At 61.3% G+C, this 14,954-nt stretch carries 18 protein-coding genes; 1 reads left to right on the top strand and 17 read right to left on the bottom strand.

The genetic code is table 11. The features are described from left to right. Positions 1 to 35 precede the first annotated feature (35 nt). From hisS to trmJ, 16 genes are all read right to left on the bottom strand, one after another. Positions 36 to 1,325, bottom strand: a complete 1,290-nt coding sequence (gene hisS / locus REH34_RS20810; protein ID WP_311969032.1) for a histidine--tRNA ligase — start codon at positions 1,323 to 1,325, stop codon at positions 36 to 38. A gap of 35 nt (positions 1,326 to 1,360) precedes the next feature. After that, positions 1,361 to 2,470 (bottom strand): flavodoxin-dependent (E)-4-hydroxy-3-methylbut-2-enyl-diphosphate synthase, encoded by a 1,110-nt coding sequence (ispG, locus tag REH34_RS20805; RefSeq protein WP_226503146.1) that lies wholly within the window; start codon positions 2,468 to 2,470, stop codon positions 1,361 to 1,363. Positions 2,471 to 2,473: 3 nt separating this feature from the next. Further along, the gene (locus REH34_RS20800; protein ID WP_311969031.1) at positions 2,474 to 3,532 is read right to left on the bottom strand and encodes a helix-turn-helix domain-containing protein; all 1,059 of its coding nucleotides are present in this window, start codon (positions 3,530 to 3,532) and stop codon (positions 2,474 to 2,476) included. Then, entirely contained in the window at positions 3,529 to 4,290 is a 762-nt protein-coding gene (gene pilW, locus REH34_RS20795; protein WP_226503144.1) for a type IV pilus biogenesis/stability protein PilW, read from the bottom strand. Before pilW ends, REH34_RS20800 begins: the two co-directional genes overlap by 4 nt. Positions 4,291 to 4,303: 13 nt before the next feature. Then, positions 4,304 to 5,452, bottom strand: coding sequence for a 23S rRNA (adenine(2503)-C(2))-methyltransferase RlmN (gene rlmN / locus REH34_RS20790; protein WP_226503143.1), 1,149 nt, complete (start codon positions 5,450 to 5,452; stop codon positions 4,304 to 4,306). A gap of 23 nt (positions 5,453 to 5,475) precedes the next feature. Next, positions 5,476 to 5,907 carry a nucleoside-diphosphate kinase gene (ndk, locus tag REH34_RS20785; RefSeq protein WP_226503142.1) on the bottom strand — a complete coding sequence of 144 codons (432 nt, stop codon included), beginning with the start codon at positions 5,905 to 5,907 and terminating at the stop codon, positions 5,476 to 5,478. A gap of 86 nt (positions 5,908 to 5,993) precedes the next feature. After that, a complete protein-coding gene (iscX, locus tag REH34_RS20780) occupies positions 5,994 to 6,194 on the bottom strand; it encodes a Fe-S cluster assembly protein IscX (RefSeq protein WP_226503141.1) in 201 nt (66 codons plus the stop codon). Positions 6,195 to 6,207: 13 nt separating this feature from the next. Further along, positions 6,208 to 6,549, bottom strand: a complete 342-nt coding sequence (fdx, locus tag REH34_RS20775; RefSeq protein WP_226503140.1) for an ISC system 2Fe-2S type ferredoxin — start codon at positions 6,547 to 6,549, stop codon at positions 6,208 to 6,210. A 3-nt stretch (positions 6,550 to 6,552) separates the two neighbouring features. Beyond that, the gene (gene hscA / locus REH34_RS20770) at positions 6,553 to 8,415 is read right to left on the bottom strand and encodes a Fe-S protein assembly chaperone HscA (RefSeq protein WP_311969030.1); all 1,863 of its coding nucleotides are present in this window, start codon (positions 8,413 to 8,415) and stop codon (positions 6,553 to 6,555) included. A gap of 41 nt (positions 8,416 to 8,456) precedes the next feature. Beyond that, positions 8,457 to 8,978, bottom strand: a complete 522-nt coding sequence (hscB, locus tag REH34_RS20765; RefSeq protein WP_226503138.1) for a co-chaperone HscB — start codon at positions 8,976 to 8,978, stop codon at positions 8,457 to 8,459. An 11-nt stretch (positions 8,979 to 8,989) separates the two neighbouring features. Beyond that, positions 8,990 to 9,313 (bottom strand): iron-sulfur cluster assembly protein IscA, encoded by a 324-nt coding sequence (gene iscA / locus REH34_RS20760; protein ID WP_226503137.1) that lies wholly within the window; start codon positions 9,311 to 9,313, stop codon positions 8,990 to 8,992. 46 nt (positions 9,314 to 9,359) lie between these two features. Further along, positions 9,360 to 9,746, bottom strand: coding sequence for a Fe-S cluster assembly scaffold IscU (gene iscU, locus REH34_RS20755; RefSeq protein WP_226503136.1), 387 nt, complete (start codon positions 9,744 to 9,746; stop codon positions 9,360 to 9,362). A 47-nt stretch (positions 9,747 to 9,793) separates the two neighbouring features. After that, a complete protein-coding gene (locus REH34_RS20750) occupies positions 9,794 to 11,008 on the bottom strand; it encodes an IscS subfamily cysteine desulfurase (protein WP_226503135.1) in 1,215 nt (404 codons plus the stop codon). Between the two features lie 43 nt (positions 11,009 to 11,051). Continuing rightward, positions 11,052 to 11,543: a Fe-S cluster assembly transcriptional regulator IscR gene (iscR, locus tag REH34_RS20745; protein WP_226503134.1), complete on the bottom strand. Its 492-nt coding sequence runs from the start codon at positions 11,541 to 11,543 to the stop codon at positions 11,052 to 11,054. Between the two features lie 208 nt (positions 11,544 to 11,751). Then, on the bottom strand, positions 11,752 to 12,528 hold the full coding sequence (gene cysE, locus REH34_RS20740; RefSeq protein ID WP_311969029.1) for a serine O-acetyltransferase: 777 nt from the start codon (positions 12,526 to 12,528) through the stop codon (positions 11,752 to 11,754). After that, positions 12,528 to 13,301 carry a tRNA (cytosine(32)/uridine(32)-2'-O)-methyltransferase TrmJ gene (gene trmJ / locus REH34_RS20735; RefSeq protein ID WP_311969028.1) on the bottom strand — a complete coding sequence of 258 codons (774 nt, stop codon included), beginning with the start codon at positions 13,299 to 13,301 and terminating at the stop codon, positions 12,528 to 12,530. The genes cysE and trmJ overlap by 1 nt, the downstream gene beginning before the upstream one ends. Before the next feature lie 146 nt (positions 13,302 to 13,447). On the opposite strand from trmJ, the gene suhB reads away from it, so the two are divergent. Then, entirely contained in the window at positions 13,448 to 14,266 is an 819-nt protein-coding gene (gene suhB / locus REH34_RS20730; protein WP_226503131.1) for an inositol monophosphatase family protein, read from the top strand. A gap of 126 nt (positions 14,267 to 14,392) precedes the next feature. Here suhB and REH34_RS20725 read toward each other — a convergent pair whose 3' ends face one another. After that, entirely contained in the window at positions 14,393 to 14,926 is a 534-nt protein-coding gene (locus tag REH34_RS20725) for a glycine zipper 2TM domain-containing protein (RefSeq protein ID WP_226503130.1), read from the bottom strand. Between the last annotated feature and the right edge of the window lie 28 nt (positions 14,927 to 14,954).

The following is a 14,954-nucleotide window of genomic DNA, read 5'->3' as shown; positions in this document are numbered from 1 at the left end:
ACTCCTATTTCGCGAATTAGGCTGTTGAAACAGCTTCAACCCTGGGCGACGTGAGTCGCCAGATGCTCGGCGAGAGCATCCCAGGCAATGTTTTGTTGTTCGCCCTGACCACGCAGCGGCTTGACGCCAACGGTCTGCGCAGAAATCTCGTCGTCACCCAGGATCAGCGCGTAGAGGGCGCCGCTCTTGTCGGCCTTTTTGAACTGGCTCTTGAAGCTGCCTGCACCGGCGTTGACCTGCAGGCGCAGCGACGGCAGAGCATCACGCAGACGCTCGCTGAGCGCCAGCCCGGCCAGTTCGGCCGCTTCACCGAAGGCACAGAGGTAGACATCGACCTGACGGGCGATCGACTCGGGCACCTTGTCGAGGGTTTCAAGCAGCAGGATCAGACGCTCGATACCCATGGCAAAACCGACGCCCGGGGTCGGCTTGCCGCCCATCTGCTCGACCAGACCATCATAACGCCCCCCGGCGCAGACGGTGCCCTGGGAGCCGAGCTTGTCGGTGACCCATTCGAACACGGTCTTGCTGTAGTAATCGAGGCCGCGCACCAGCTTGGGGTTGATCACGTAGGGAATGCCCACCGCATCGAGACGCGCCTTGAGGCCCTCGAAGTGCGTACGCGAATCGTCATCCAGGTAGTCCGCCAACTGCGGGGCACCGACCAGGGCCGCCTGGGTATTGGCGTCCTTGGTGTCGAGCACGCGCAGCGGGTTGGTCTTCAGGCGGCGCTGGCTGTCTTCGTCAAGCTGGTCGAGGCGCGCGGTGAGGAACTCCACCAGCGCTTCACGATAACGACCACGGGACTCGCTGGTGCCCAGGCTGTTGAGCTCGAGGGTCACCGCGTCGCGAATACCCAGGGCAGCCCACAGGCGCCAGGTAAGGATGATCAGCTCGGCGTCGATATCGGGACCCTCGAGGTTGAAGACCTCCAGGCCGATCTGGTGAAACTGGCGATAGCGACCTTTTTGCGGGCGCTCGTGGCGGAACATCGGGCCCATGTACCAGAGCTTCTGCACCTGGCCACCACCAGTGATGCCGTGTTCCAGCGCCGCGCGCACGCAGGCGGCGGTGCCTTCGGGACGCAGGGTGAGGGAATCACCGTTGCGGTCTTCGAAGGTGTACATCTCTTTTTCGACGATGTCGGTGACTTCGCCGATGGAGCGCTTGAACAGCTCGGTGAACTCGACGATCGGCATGCGGATCTGCCGATAGCCGTAGTTGTCCAGCAAACCGGCCACGGTGCCTTCGAAGTAGCGCCACAGTGGCGTCTGCTCCGGCAGGATGTCGTTCATGCCACGAATGGCTTGCAGAGACTTACTCACAAAAAATCCTTAGCGATACGTATCAACAGGCCCGATCAGCTGCGCAAGATCAGCGCGGCGTCGGCTTCGACCTTTTCGGCCGCCTTCTGGCGAATGAGCCGTTCGAGCTCATCGACCAGGTTGTCGTTGGTCAACTTCTGCGACGGCTTGCCGTCGATGTAAATCAGGTTGGGCGTGCCGCCGGTCAGCCCCACATGGGCTTCCTTGGCCTCACCCGGGCCGTTGACGACACAACCGATCACCGCGACATCCAGCGGCACCAGCAGGTCTTCGAGGCGACCCTCGAGTTCGTTCATGGTCTTGACCACGTCGAAGTTCTGCCGCGAGCAGCTCGGGCAGGCGATAAAGTTGATGCCACGCGAGCGCAGGCGCAGGGACTTGAGAATGTCGAAACCGACCTTGACCTCCTCCACCGGGTCCGCCGCCAGCGAGATGCGGATAGTATCGCCAATCCCGTCGGCCAGCAGCATACCGAGGCCGACGGCAGATTTCACCGTGCCTGAGCGCAAACCACCGGCTTCGGTGATGCCCAGGTGCAACGGCTGGCTGATCTGCTTGGCCAACAGGCGGTAGGCGTCGACGGCCATGAACACGTCGGAGGCCTTGACGCTGACCTTGAAGTCCTGAAAGTCCAGGCGCGCCAGATGCTCGACATGGCGCAGAGCGGACTCGACCAACGCCTCGGGCGTCGGCTCGCCGTATTTCTTTTGCAGGTCCTTTTCCAGCGAGCCGGCGTTGACGCCAATGCGGATCGGGATGCCCCGATCACGAGCGGCGTCGACCACGGCACGCACGCGGTCTTCGCGACCGATGTTGCCGGGGTTGATGCGCAGGCAATCGACGCCCAATTCGGCGACGCGCAGGGCGATCTTGTAATCGAAGTGGATATCCGCCACCAGTGGCACCGAGGTCAGCAGCTTGATGCGCCCGAAGGCCTCTGCCGCATCCATGTCAGGTACCGAGATGCGCACGATGTCGGCGCCGGCGTCTTGCAGGCGCTGGACTTGCGCAACCGTGGCAGCGACATCGTTGGTATCGGTGTTGGTCATGCTCTGGACGGCAATGGGCGCATCGCCACCGACCGGAACCGAGCCAACCCAGATCTTGCGAGATACGCGACGCTTGATAGGTGATTCGCCGTGCATGATTTATTGCCCCAGTTTCAGGCGTGCAGTTTGCCCGGAGGTGTATTTGGCGACGTCCACAGCCTCACCGTTGTAAGTGATCTGGGCGCCTTTGGCGAAGCCCAGACGCACGGCAAACGGTGGCTTGCCGCTCAGGTCGAGGGTATCGCCGGTACGCTTGAGGCCGCTGACCAGCACCTTGCCGGTGCCGTCGGTGACTTGCGTCCAGCAGTCGGCCACAAATTGAATATTGACCTGCCCCGCGCCTGCCACCGGTGCTTGCACATCCGGTGCGGCCGGGGCCGATGGCGCGAACGGGGTATTGGCCGGCGGCACATGAGCGGCCGATGCCGGAGTGGTCGCGGCGGTCGCCGCCGGTGCAGTAGCGGCTCCAGGCACATGTGTGGCTGGATTGAGCGGCAGCGCCGAACCCGTCGTCGGGGCAGCGGTCGCCGCCTGGCTGGCGGGCGATGCAGGCGTACCCGTGGTGGCCGGATCGACCGGCGGCACGCCTTGCGGCAGCGCCAACGCATTGGGCTGGCCGGGTGTCGCGGTCGGTGCGGTGGCCGGCACTTGCGGCTCGTCAATCGGGTGCACGCGGGTGGTGCCATCGGCGCCTTCCACTTCCACATGATCGATGGCCGCGGCGTTTTGGTCTTTGCCGCGCTGGCCGGCTTGATCCTGCCACCAGAGGAAACCGCCGCCGATCACCAGGATCAGCAGCAACAGGCTGACGATGCGCAGAATATTGTGGGACAGGCGTACGGGCTCTTCGATACGACCCAGCCCATGGACATTGCTGCCCTGGGCATTGGTACCGGTGGCCTGGTCGAAGGCCTGCACCAGCGGGGTCTGGTCCATGCCGAGCAGTTTGGCATAGGCTCGGATATACCCACGAGCGAAGGTATGGCCTGGCAGCTTGTCGAAGGCGCCGGTCTCAAGGTTGTTGAGGGAGGACACCGTCAGATTCAGCCTGACTGCCACATCGCTCTGCGACCAGCCTTTGTCTTCACGGGCCTGACGCAAGACTTCACCGGGATGGGCGAAAGTGCCTGCTACAACTTCGGGATGCGCCGCTTTCATCTTTGCTCCGACAGGTATTGCTGATATTCCGGGGTACCGGGGTAGAGTCTTCTCAACTGCAGGGCAAAACTCGCGGCTTTGTCCTTGTCATCGAAAATCTTCGCCAGACGCATGCCCAACAACAGGCTGCGCGCGTTTTGCTCACTGAGCTGGGTGAACCGCTCATAGTAGCCGCGAGCAGGGACATATTGCTGGGTGTCATATGAAATTTCTGCCAATTCCAGCAACGCCCGTGGTTGATCGGGGTTCAGACGCAGGGCCTTGACCAGACTCTCCTGGGCCTCGACGCGATTGCCCAGGGCCAATGCGGTCAGGCCGATGTTCTCGAACACCCGCGAGCGCTCAGGATACAGGGGATCGCCTGCGGCTTTCTGGAACATTGCGTAAGCGTCCTTGTAACGCTTTTGTTCGTAAAGGAAGCTGCCGTAATTGTTGAGGATCCGGGCATCGCCATCGCTTTTGGCGATCGCCTTGCGAAAATGCTCCTCGGCCAGCTCATTCTCGCCCTCGCTCTGGAACACCAACGCCAGCGCGGCATTGGCGTCGGGATCGCTGGAATCCAGCTCCAGCGCACTGCGCAACGGCACCTTGGCGCGCTCGGTCTGGCCTTCCTGCAGATAACCGATGCCCAATTGCACATAAGCTCTGCGTGCTTCGTCGCGGCCCTTCTGGGTAGTCATGGGATTGACTTTGCCGGTGGTTATGCAACCGGCCAACAGGCTGACAACGACAAACAACAGCGCAGCGCGCAGGGACATGGAGTTCCTCTCTTCAGTTCCGAGCGACGGCAATCAGCTGCGCTTGGGCGTCGGCACTCAACTCGCGTCCGGCAATGTAGCGTTCGCTACGGCGAGTGCGGTCCATTACCTGGCCGACCAGTTGTCCGCAAGCGGCGTCGATGTCTTCGCCGCGGGTGGTGCGTACGGTGACATTGAAACCGGCCTGGTGCAAATGATCCTGGAAGCGACGGATGGCATTGTTGCTCGGCCGTTCATAACCCGAATGAGGGAACGGGTTGAAGGGGATCAGGTTGACCTTGCACGGCACATCCTTGAGCAGTTCGACCATTTCTACCGCATGTTCGAGCTGGTCGTTGACGTCCTTGAGCAGGGTGTACTCGATGGTCAGGTAGCGCTTGTCGCCCAGCGTCGCCATGTAGCGCTGGCAGGACTCGAGCAGGACCTTGAGCGGGTACTTCTTGTTGATCGGCACCAGTTGGTTGCGCAACGCATCATTGGGCGCGTGCAGCGACAGGGCCAGGGAGACGTCGATGTGCTTGGAGAGCTCATCGATCATCGGCACCACGCCGGAGGTGGACAGAGTCACCCGACGCTTGGAGATGCCATAGCCGAAGTCATCCATCATCAAATGCATGGCGGCAACGACGTTATCGAAGTTCAGCAGCGGCTCGCCCATGCCCATCATCACCACGTTGGTGATGGCACGGTCGACGGTCGCCGGGACACTGCCGAAGGATTTGTTGGCAATCCACACCTGACCGATGACTTCGGCGGCGGTGAGGTTGCTGTTGAAGCCTTGCTTGCCCGTGGAGCAGAAACTGCAATCCAGCGCGCAGCCCGCCTGGGACGAAACACACAAGGTGCCACGCTTGCCCTGGGGGATATAGACGGTTTCAACGCAGCTGCCAGAGGCCACGCGGACCACCCATTTACGGGTGCCATCGGTGGAGATGTCTTCGCTGACCACCTCCGGCCCGCGGACCTCGGCACAGGCCTTGAGCTTTTCGCGCAGGACCTTGCTGACGTTGCTCATGGCATCGAAATCATCGACACCATAATGGTGGATCCATTTCATGACCTGACCGGCACGAAAGCGCTTCTCCCCGATCGAGTCGAAGAACTTTTCCATTTCCGGTTGAGTCAGCCCCAACAGGTTGGTCTTGCCAGTCATATCAGTCATGGATTCACCCTCACTCAACAGCCTCAGGCTTTACGAGCGGTTACTTCAGTAGCAGCGAAGAAATAAGCGATTTCGCGAGCAGCAGCGGCTTCGGAGTCCGAACCGTGAACAGCGTTGGCGTCGATGGAATCAGCGAAGTCAGCGCGGATGGTGCCGGCAGCAGCTTCTTTAGGGTTGGTAGCGCCCATCAGTTCGCGGTTCTTGGCGATGGCGTTTTCGCCTTCGAGCACCTGAACGACAACCGGACCGGAGATCATGAACGCAACCAGTTCGCCGAAGAAGCCACGAGCGCTGTGTTCAGCGTAGAAGCCTTCGGCTTCGGCCTTGGACAGTTGCTTCAGTTTCGAAGCGACGACTTGCAGGCCGGCTTTTTCGAAACGAGTGGTGATCTCGCCGATTACGTTTTTTGCAACGGCGTCAGGCTTGATGATGGAGAAAGTACGTTGAACAGCCATGTGAAACTCCAGAAACGTGATTTTGCGAAAAATTAAACCCGCGAATTATACGCGGGTTCTCGGGTATTGCCTAACCTGCAAATCTATCAGTCTATTTCGTCGGCCCAGAGCGGTTGAACCGCTTCGAGCACCTTCTCGCCGACCCGGCCAGAAGTCTTGTCGAATCCTGGTAACTCCTCGATCAGCTTCTGCAACCTGGGGAAGCTGACCGAATACGGATCGACGCCTGGGTGCTGCTCGGCGAGCTCCTCGGCGATCCGCTGTACATCATTCCAACCGTAACTCATGACATTCCCTCGGTCAGTGCGGCGCTTCGGCCGCATGGTTGAGCGAGTATTTCGGAATTTCGACAGTGATGTCTTCGGTTCCGACTTTCGCCTGGCAACTCAGACGCGATGTGGGTTCGAGGCCCCATGCACGATCAAGATAGTCTTCCTCGAGATCATCCGCCTCTTCCAGCGAATTGAAACCCTTGCGGATCACGCAGTGGCAGGTGGTACAGGCGTTCACCCCGCCGCAGGCGCTTTCGATCTCGATGTGGTGGTCGTGCGCTACATCCAGGATCGATCGCCCGGTTTCGGCTTCCACGACCATGCCATCGGGACAATGCTCGGCATGGGGTAGAAAAGTGACCTTAGGCATCAATTATTCCTCGATTTCATTCAGGTTGCGCCCGGACAGCGCATCTTTCACGGCGTTGTTCATGCGACGAGCGGCAAAGGCATCGGTCACCTGCGACAGCAGCTTGGTCTGCTGTTCGATGGCCGAACCATCGTTGCTGCCTATCAGGGCGCGCAACTCGTCCATTTGCAGGCCAATGACCATGCGTTCTTCTTCATCGAGCAGCCGCTCGCCGTCTACGTCCAGCGCGGCCTGCACGGCTTCGAGCAGGCGTTCGGCGTCGACCTGATGCTCGCGCACCTGGCGCGCGACCTTGTCGTCGCTGGCGTGCTGGAATGAATCCTTGAGCATTTTGGCGATTTCGCCATCGGTCAGACCGTAGGACGGTTTGACCTGGATGCTGGCTTCGACGCCCGAACCCAGCTCGCGTGCCGAAACGCTGAGCAGGCCGTCGGCGTCGACCTGGAAGGTCACACGGATCTTCGCCGCACCGGCGACCATGGCCGGGATGCCACGCAATTCGAAGCGTGCCAGCGAACGGCAGTCGCTGATCAATTCACGCTCGCCTTGCAGCACGTGAATCATCATGGCCGACTGGCCGTCTTTATAGGTAGTGAAGTCCTGAGCGCGGGCGACCGGGATCGTGGTGTTGCGCGGAATCACCTTTTCCATCAGCCCGCCCATGGTCTCAAGCCCCAGGGACAGCGGAATGACGTCGAGCAGCAGCAGCTCGCCACCGTCGCGCTTGTTGCCGGCCAACGTATCGGCCTGAATCGCGGCGCCGATGGCGACCACTTGATCCGGATCGATCTCGGTCAGCGGCTGGTGACCAAAGGCCTCGGCCACGGCTTCGCGCACCCGCGGCACACGGGTCGAGCCACCGACCATGACCACGGCGGCCACGTCTTCAAGCTCGATGCCCGAATCACGCACCGCACGTCGGCACGCCTTGAGGCTGCGCGCGACCATGCTTTCGATCAGGCCATTGAAATGCTCGCGAGTCAGCACGGCATGCCAGTCACCGTAAACGACGTCGACGCTGTCGACATCGGTCAGGGCTTCCTTGGCGGCGCAGGCGGCCTGCAGCAACGAGCGCTGGACGCCGGGGTCGAGATCGGCCGACAAACCGGCCTGCTCCACGATCCAGCCAGCGATGGCATGGTCGAAGTCATCGCCGCCCAGGGCACTGTCGCCACCGGTCGCGAGCACTTCGAAGACGCCGCCGGTCAGGCGCAGAATGGAAATGTCGAAGGTACCGCCACCCAGGTCATAGATGGCCACCAGGCCTTCGGCGTGTTGGTCCAGGCCATAGGCGACGGCCGCAGCTGTCGGCTCGTTGAGCAGGCGCAGCACGGTGAGACCGGCCAGCTTGGCAGCGTCTTTGGTAGCCTGACGCTGCGCATCGTCGAAATACGCCGGCACGGTGATCACCGCACCCACCAGCTCGCCACCCAAGGCGGCTTCGGCGCGCTGGCGCAGCACCTTGAGAATCTCGGCGGAGACTTCCACCGGACTCTTGGCACCCTGCACGGTCTCGATGAACGGCATGTGCGACTCACCACCGACAAAGCGGTAAGGCAGCTGATCGCCCAACTGCTTGACGTCGGCGAGACCGCGCCCCATCAAGCGCTTGACCGACATCACGGTGTTCAGCGGGTCTTGCGCGGCGGCAGCCTTGGCGCTGGCGCCGACTTCGACGCGATCGGCGTGGTAGCGCACGGCAGACGGCAGAATGACCTGCCCCTGCGCGTCAGCCAGCGGTTCGGACAGGCCGCTGCGCAATGCGGCGACCAGCGAGTTGGTAGTGCCCAGGTCGATCCCGACCGCCAGACGACGCTGGTGCGGTTGGGGACTCTGGCCGGGTTCGGCAATCTGCAGTAGGGCCATGCTTATCTGAATATCAGGGGTGCAACCGGAGCCACACTGGGTTAATCGTCGAGGCGCTCTTCGAGCTGGCGCACTTCGTAAGAGAGCTTGTCGAGGAACTGCATGCGCCGCATCAGGCGTTCGGCCTGTTCACGTTGCGCTGCATCATCCCAACAAGCGGCGAAGCTGTCGTTCAGTTCGTCCTGGGCCACTTTCAAGCGCCGCTTGAAGACTGCGACACCCGCCACATCGGCGTTGTCCTGCAGGTCTTCGAGCTCCTCGCGCAGCTCCAGCTGCTGCATCAGGAACTCCGGGTCGTGCACCGTGACTTCCTGGGGCACTTCCGGGCCGCTGATGGACAGCAGATAGCGAGCACGCTTGGGGGCGTTCTTGAGTGTCTGGTAGGCCTCGTTCAAGCCAGCCGACTTCTCCAGGGCCTGACGCTGCTCACGCTCGGGTGCGTCGGCAAAGCGATCAGGGTGAACTTCACGCGCGAGTTCGCGATAACGAACGGCCAACTGCTCGAGATCCAGCTTGAAAGCCGGCTGCAAGTCGAACAGGGCGTAATGGCAAGGAGTACCCACAGCTATCAGCCTCAGATGTTGAAGCTTTCGCCGCAGCCACACTCACCGCGCACGTTGGGATTGTTGAACTTGAAGCCTTCGTTCAACCCTTCCTTGACGAAATCCAGCTCGGTGCCGTCGAGGTAGACCAGGCTTTTGGGATCGATGATCACCTTGACGCCGTGGTTCTCGAAGACTTCGTCTTCGCTGTCTGCCGCGTCAACGAACTCCAGGACGTAGGCAAGCCCCGAGCAACCGGTGGTGCGTACACCCAGGCGGATACCGTCGCCCTTGCCGCGGCCCGCGAGGGAGCGGCGGACGTGGTTGGCGGCGGCTTCTGTCATGCTGATAGCCATCGTGGTTCCTTAACTGTTAGTTGCCAGTTACGTTGCGTGCCCGAGCTTAGATCAAGCCTTTCTTCTGCTTGTAATCCTTGACGGCCGCCTTGATGGCGTCCTCAGCGAGTACAGAGCAGTGGATCTTGACCGGCGGCAAGGCCAGTTCTTCGGCCAGCTGGGTGTTGCTGATGGTCACGGCTTCGTCCAGGGACTTGCCCTTCATCCACTCGGTAGCGAGGGAGCTGGAGGCAATGGCCGAACCGCAGCCGTAGGTCTTGAACTTGGCGTCTTCGATGATCCCCGCGTCGTTGACGCGGATCTGCAAGCGCATGACGTCGCCGCATGCCGGAGCACCGACCATGCCGGTGCCGACGTCCGCGTCTTCAGCGTCCATCTTGCCGACGTTGCGCGGGTTTTCGTAGTGGTCGATGACCTTTTCGCTGTAAGCCATGGTACTTAATCCTCACTCATCAGAGAGCCGTTCTTGGCGACGGCTATTTAGTGCGCCGCCCACTCGATTTTCGAAATGTCGACGCCGTCTTTGTACATGTCCCACAGCGGCGACAGAGCGCGCAGCTTGGTGACGGCCTCGCAGACCTTGGCAGCGGCATAGTCGACGTCCTCTTCGGTGGTGAAACGGCCGAAGGTGAAACGGATCGAGCTGTGCGCCAGTTCGTCGTTGCGGCCCAGGGCGCGCAGTACGTACGAAGGCTCCAGGGATGCCGAGGTGCACGCCGAACCCGAAGACACTGCCAGGTCCTTGAGGGCCATGATCAGCGATTCGCCTTCGACGTAGTTGAAGCTCAGGTTCAGGTTGTGCGGTACGCGGGCAGTCATGCTGCCGTTGACGTACAGCTCTTCAAGGTGCTCGACCTGCTTGTAGAAGCGGTCGCTGAGGGCCTTGATGCGGACGTTTTCGCTGGCCATTTCGGCTTTGGCGACGGCGAAAGCTTCACCCATGCCAACGATCTGGTGAGTGGCCAGGGTGCCGGAACGCATACCGCGCTCGTGACCGCCGCCGTGCATGGCGGCTTCAAGACGTACGCGCGGCTTGCGGCTGACGTAGAGCGCGCCAATGCCTTTAGGGCCGTAGGTCTTGTGGGCCGAGAACGACATCAGGTCGACCTTGAGGGCGGCCAGGTCGATAGCGACCTTGCCGGTAGACTGCGCAGCATCGACATGGAACAGCACGCCGCGCGAGCGGGTCAGCTCGCCAATGGCGGCGATGTCGTTGATGACGCCGATTTCGTTGTTCACGTGAATCACCGAAACCAGGATGGTGTCGTCACGCATGACCGCTTCGATCATCTCGGCAGTCACCAGGCCATCTTCGCGCGGCTCGATGTAGGTGATCTCGAAACCTTCACGCTCCAGTTGACGCGTGGTGTCCAGGACCGCCTTGTGCTCGATCTTGGTGGTGATGATGTGCTTGCCCTTGGTGCTGTAGAAGTGCGCGACACCCTTGATGGCCAGGTTGTCGGACTCGGTGGCACCGCTGGTCCAGACGATTTCGCGGGGATCGGCGTTGACCAGATCAGCGACCTGGCGACGGGCGTTCTCGACCGCTTCTTCGGCTTTCCAGCCAAACACGTGGGAGCGCGAAGCCGGGTTGCCGAAGTTACCTTCGACAGTCAGGCATTCGATCATTTTTTGCGCGACACGCGGATCAACCGGAGTGGTCGCGGAGTAATCGAGGTAAATTGGCAACTTCATTGAATATCTCCTATCAGGCTCGAGCACCGCTCGTAAGTGGCGGCTATTCGACGGCGGACGTTTCAATCTTGTCCATTAAGGGCGACCGACCATTGCAACGGCGCTGGTCCTGACGCTGGGCGACTTCTTGCACCTCACGGCGAGTCACAAGATCCGCCAGACTGATACCGCTCAAGAATTCGTGAATCTGCTGGCTGAGGTCGCACCACAAGTGGTGGGTCAGGCAGGTGTCTCCGGCATGGCAATCGCCCAGCCCCTGGCAGCGGGTGGCATCGACCGACTCGTTGACGGCGTCGATGACCTGGGCGACCTGGATACCTTCCATTTCCCGAGAGAGCTGGTAACCACCGCCGGGGCCGCGAACGCTGGACACCAGGTTGCGACGGCGCAATTTGGCGAACAGCTGCTCGAGGTACGACAGGGAAATACCCTGCCGCTCGGAAATGTCGGCCAACGAGACCGGGCCCTTCTGCGCGTGCAACGCCAGATCGAGCATGGCGGTCACGGCGTATCGGCCTTTAGTTGTCAGTCGCATGGTGGGTACCACGAGGGGAATGGAGTGTCGGCATGTGTCAAGTATGCAATTCCCGAGGGTTTTAGTCAACTATAAGACCAAGCGTTTTACTCGGGATTGCGGGGCAAACGGCGGCCGGATGATAGCAAACTAATGGTCGCCTTGGGGAGATGCCAGGCATCAGACCCAAGTCGGTGCCATCAAAGACACCGCCCCTGATAACGGCGATTCAAGCCTGAGCTTTGCGCTCTTGCTCTTGCACGCACTCGAAGTCTTCATCACGCAGCTCGGGCAGCTCCTTGGCGTGATAATCACTGTCGAGCTTGCCTAGCGCGTCGCACATCCCTTCCAGACGACCATCCACCGCATGCAGATGATCCAGCAACTGCCCGATAGCCTTGGCGATCGGATCAGGCATGTCCTCGCTCACCCCATAGGCCTCAAAGCCGATCTTTTCGGCCATGGCCTTGCGGTTGGCGTCCTGCACCGCGTCGGTACGGGTGATGATTCGCCCCGGAATACCCACCGCAGTGGCGCCGGCTGGTACCGCTTTGGTGACCACGGCGTTGGAGCCGATCTTGGCCCCGGCGCCGACCGTGAACGGCCCCAGCACCTTGGCCCCGGCACCCACCACCACACCGTCTTCCAGCGTCGGATGGCGCTTGCCGGCATTCCAGCTGGTGCCGCCCAGGGTCACGCCCTGATACAGCGTCACATCATCGCCGATCTCGACCGTCTCACCGATGACGATGCCCATGCCGTGGTCGATGAAAAACCTGCGCCCGACCTTCGCCCCCGGGTGAATCTCGATACCGGTCAACCAGCGGCTGAAATTGGACACCATCCGCGCAATCCACTTCCAGTCCCGCACCCATAGCGCGTGAGCCGCATGATGCAGCCAGATGGCGTGCAGCCCCGGATAGCAGGTCAGCACCTCAAACGCGTTGCGCGCCGCCGGGTCACGATGGAACACGCTCTGGATATCTTCACGTACTCGCTCGAACATCATTTGTCCTTACGCTTGTGGGGCTCGCCGCGGACCACTTTCTGGGTTTCGGTGAGAATGCCACGCAGAATATTCATTTCCGAACGGCTCACCGCGCTGCGCCCGTACAGGCGGCGCAGGCGAGCCATCAAATGCCGCGGATTGGACGGATCGAGAAACCCGATCCCCTCCAATGTCTGCTCCAGCTGGTCATAGAAGCGCTCCATCTCATCGCTGGTCGACAGCGTGTCGTTACCCGGCGCATTGAGCTCTTCCTTCTCGACCTTGGACGGCTGCCCCTCGGCCGCCAACCACGCCATGCGCACCTCGTAGCCCAGCACCTGAACGGCCGCCGCGAGATTGAGCGAACTGAAATCCGGGTTCGACGGGATATGCACGTGGTAGTGACATCGCTGCAGCTCCTCGTTGGTCAGGCCGGCGTATTCACGGCCGAATACCAACGCCACTTCCAGTCCCTGCCCGGCCTCCTCGACGGATTTGGTTCCGCACTCACGCGGATCCAGCAGCGGCCACGGGATTCGACGATCGCGCGCACTGGTCCCGAGCACCAGGCTGCAGCCCACCAAGGCGTCCTCAAGCGTTGCCACCACTTGCGCCGATTCGAGGATATCGTTGGCGCCCGAAGCCCGTGCGTCGGCCTCGTGATGCGGGAACTGCTGCGGATCAACCAGCACCAGGCGCGACAGCCCCATGTTTTTCATGGCCCGCGCGGCGCCGCCGATATTGCCCGGATGACTGGTATTGACTAGCACGACACGAATATTTTCCAGCACCGCAAGCGCTCTCGAACAAGGACAAAGGAGGCAAATCTTACAGAAGCCACCTAGGTTGCGCTACGCAATGCGCACGTCGCCCTTCTTCAGGGAAACTTTTCTGTTAGAATGTCCGGCTTTCTTTAACGACCTTAGGTGAAACCTCCATGCAGCCCATGCTGACTATCGCGCTGCGCGCCGCCCGCAGCGCCAGCGAATTGATTTTCCGCTCCATCGAGCGCCTGGATACCATCAAGGTCGATGAGAAAGACGCCAAGGACTACGTGTCCGAAGTCGATCGCGCCGCCGAGCAGAAAATCATCGACATCCTGCGCAAGGCGTACCCGAACCATTCGATCCGCGGTGAAGAAACCGGCCTGCACGCCGGCACCGGCATCGAAGGTGAAGAGTACCTGTGGATCATCGACCCGCTGGACGGCACCACCAACTTCCTGCGCGGCGTACCGCACTTTGCCGTGAGCATCGCGTGCAAGTATCGCGGCCGCCTGGAACACGCCGTGGTGCTGGATCCAGTGCGCCAGGAAGAATTCACCGCCAGCCGCGGCCGCGGCGCACAACTCAACGGCCGTCGCCTGCGCGTCAGCCCGCGCACCAGCCTTGATGGCGCGCTGCTGGGCACTGGCTTCCCGTTCCGCGACGACCAGATGGACAACCTCGACAACTACCTGGGCATGTTCCGCGCGCTGGTCGGCCAGACCGCCGGCATCCGCCGCGCTGGTGCCGCCAGCCTGGACCTGGCCTACGTGGCGGCCGGTCGCTTCGATGCATTCTGGGAGTCGGGCCTGTCGGAATGGGACATGGCGGCAGGCGTGCTGCTGATTCAAGAAGCCGGCGGCCTGGTAAGCGACTTCACCGGCGGTCACGACTTCCTGGAAAAGGGTCACATCGTTGCCGGTAACACCAAGTGCTTCAAGGCCGTGCTGACCGCGATCCAACCGCACCTGCCGGCTTCGCTCAAGCGCTGATCGGTTGCTGCAATAAAAAAAGCACCCTGCGGGGTGCTTTTTTTGTGCGTTAAAAGCTTCGCCGGCAAGCCTTGCCCCCACAGCTGCAGATCTGTAAGAGCGAGGTTAACCCGCGAAGCCCTGGCCTTAATTCTGCCCCAGCACCAACTGCCCCTGCTTATCCACAGGGATCGAGCCGCCTGGATCGCGATCCATACGCACCTGGCCAACCTTGCCATTCAACTGATACTTGACGTTGTAGCCCACGGTCTTGTCGCTGATGTCGTTGACCGTGTTGCAGCGCGTTTCGTTGGTGGTGTAGGTGTCGTTGTTCTGCATGTTCTCCTGCACCTTGTTGCCGGCATAACCGCCGCCCGCAGCACCCGCCACTGTGGCCAGGGTCTTGCCATGGCCGCCGCCGATCTGACTGCCCAGCAAGCCACCCGCCACAGCACCTAGCACGCTGCCGACGATCTGATGCTGGTCCTTGACCGCTCGACGGTGGGTCACGGCGACTTCTTTGCATTCCTGGCGGGGCGTCTTGATCTGCTGATTGATCGGCTCGACGGCGAGCACCTGAGCCGAGTCCGGGCTCTTGACCAGACTGTAGGTGGCAAAGGCGCCACCGGCGGTAACCACCACGGCACCCAATACGGCGCCTGTCAGCAACGACTTGTTCACGATAACCTCCAAACTGCTGAAAACGGGG

The organism is Pseudomonas baltica (assembly GCF_031880315.1).
In the GTDB taxonomy this organism is placed as follows: Bacteria; Pseudomonadota; Gammaproteobacteria; order Pseudomonadales; family Pseudomonadaceae; genus Aquipseudomonas.
This window is presented reverse-complemented; position numbering and strand designations above follow the sequence as displayed.

Bases quoted from the DNA above. Each gene is read 5' to 3' on its own strand.
- iscU (WP_226503136.1), bottom strand. From the start codon at position 9,746: ATGGCTTACAGCGAAAAGGTCATCGACCACTACGAAAACCCGCGCAAC.
- rlmN (WP_226503143.1), bottom strand. From the start codon at position 5,452: ATGACTGATATGACTGGCAAGACCAACCTGTTGGGGCTGACTCAACCG.
- suhB (WP_226503131.1), top strand. From the start codon at position 13,448: ATGCAGCCCATGCTGACTATCGCGCTGCGCGCCGCCCGCAGCGCCAGC.
- ispG (WP_226503146.1), bottom strand. From the start codon at position 2,470: ATGCACGGCGAATCACCTATCAAGCGTCGCGTATCTCGCAAGATCTGG.
- iscA (WP_226503137.1), bottom strand. From the start codon at position 9,313: ATGGCTATCAGCATGACAGAAGCCGCCGCCAACCACGTCCGCCGCTCC.
- REH34_RS20800 (WP_311969031.1), bottom strand. From the start codon at position 3,532: ATGAAAGCGGCGCATCCCGAAGTTGTAGCAGGCACTTTCGCCCATCCC.
- fdx (WP_226503140.1), bottom strand. From the start codon at position 6,549: ATGCCTAAGGTCACTTTTCTACCCCATGCCGAGCATTGTCCCGATGGC.
- ndk (WP_226503142.1), bottom strand. From the start codon at position 5,907: ATGGCTGTTCAACGTACTTTCTCCATCATCAAGCCTGACGCCGTTGCA.
- cysE (WP_311969029.1), bottom strand. From the start codon at position 12,528: ATGTTCGAGCGAGTACGTGAAGATATCCAGAGCGTGTTCCATCGTGAC.
- pilW (WP_226503144.1), bottom strand. From the start codon at position 4,290: ATGTCCCTGCGCGCTGCGCTGTTGTTTGTCGTTGTCAGCCTGTTGGCC.
- REH34_RS20750 (WP_226503135.1), bottom strand. From the start codon at position 11,008: ATGAAGTTGCCAATTTACCTCGATTACTCCGCGACCACTCCGGTTGAT.
- hscA (WP_311969030.1), bottom strand. From the start codon at position 8,415: ATGGCCCTACTGCAGATTGCCGAACCCGGCCAGAGTCCCCAACCGCAC.
- iscR (WP_226503134.1), bottom strand. From the start codon at position 11,543: ATGCGACTGACAACTAAAGGCCGATACGCCGTGACCGCCATGCTCGAT.
- iscX (WP_226503141.1), bottom strand. From the start codon at position 6,194: ATGAGTTACGGTTGGAATGATGTACAGCGGATCGCCGAGGAGCTCGCC.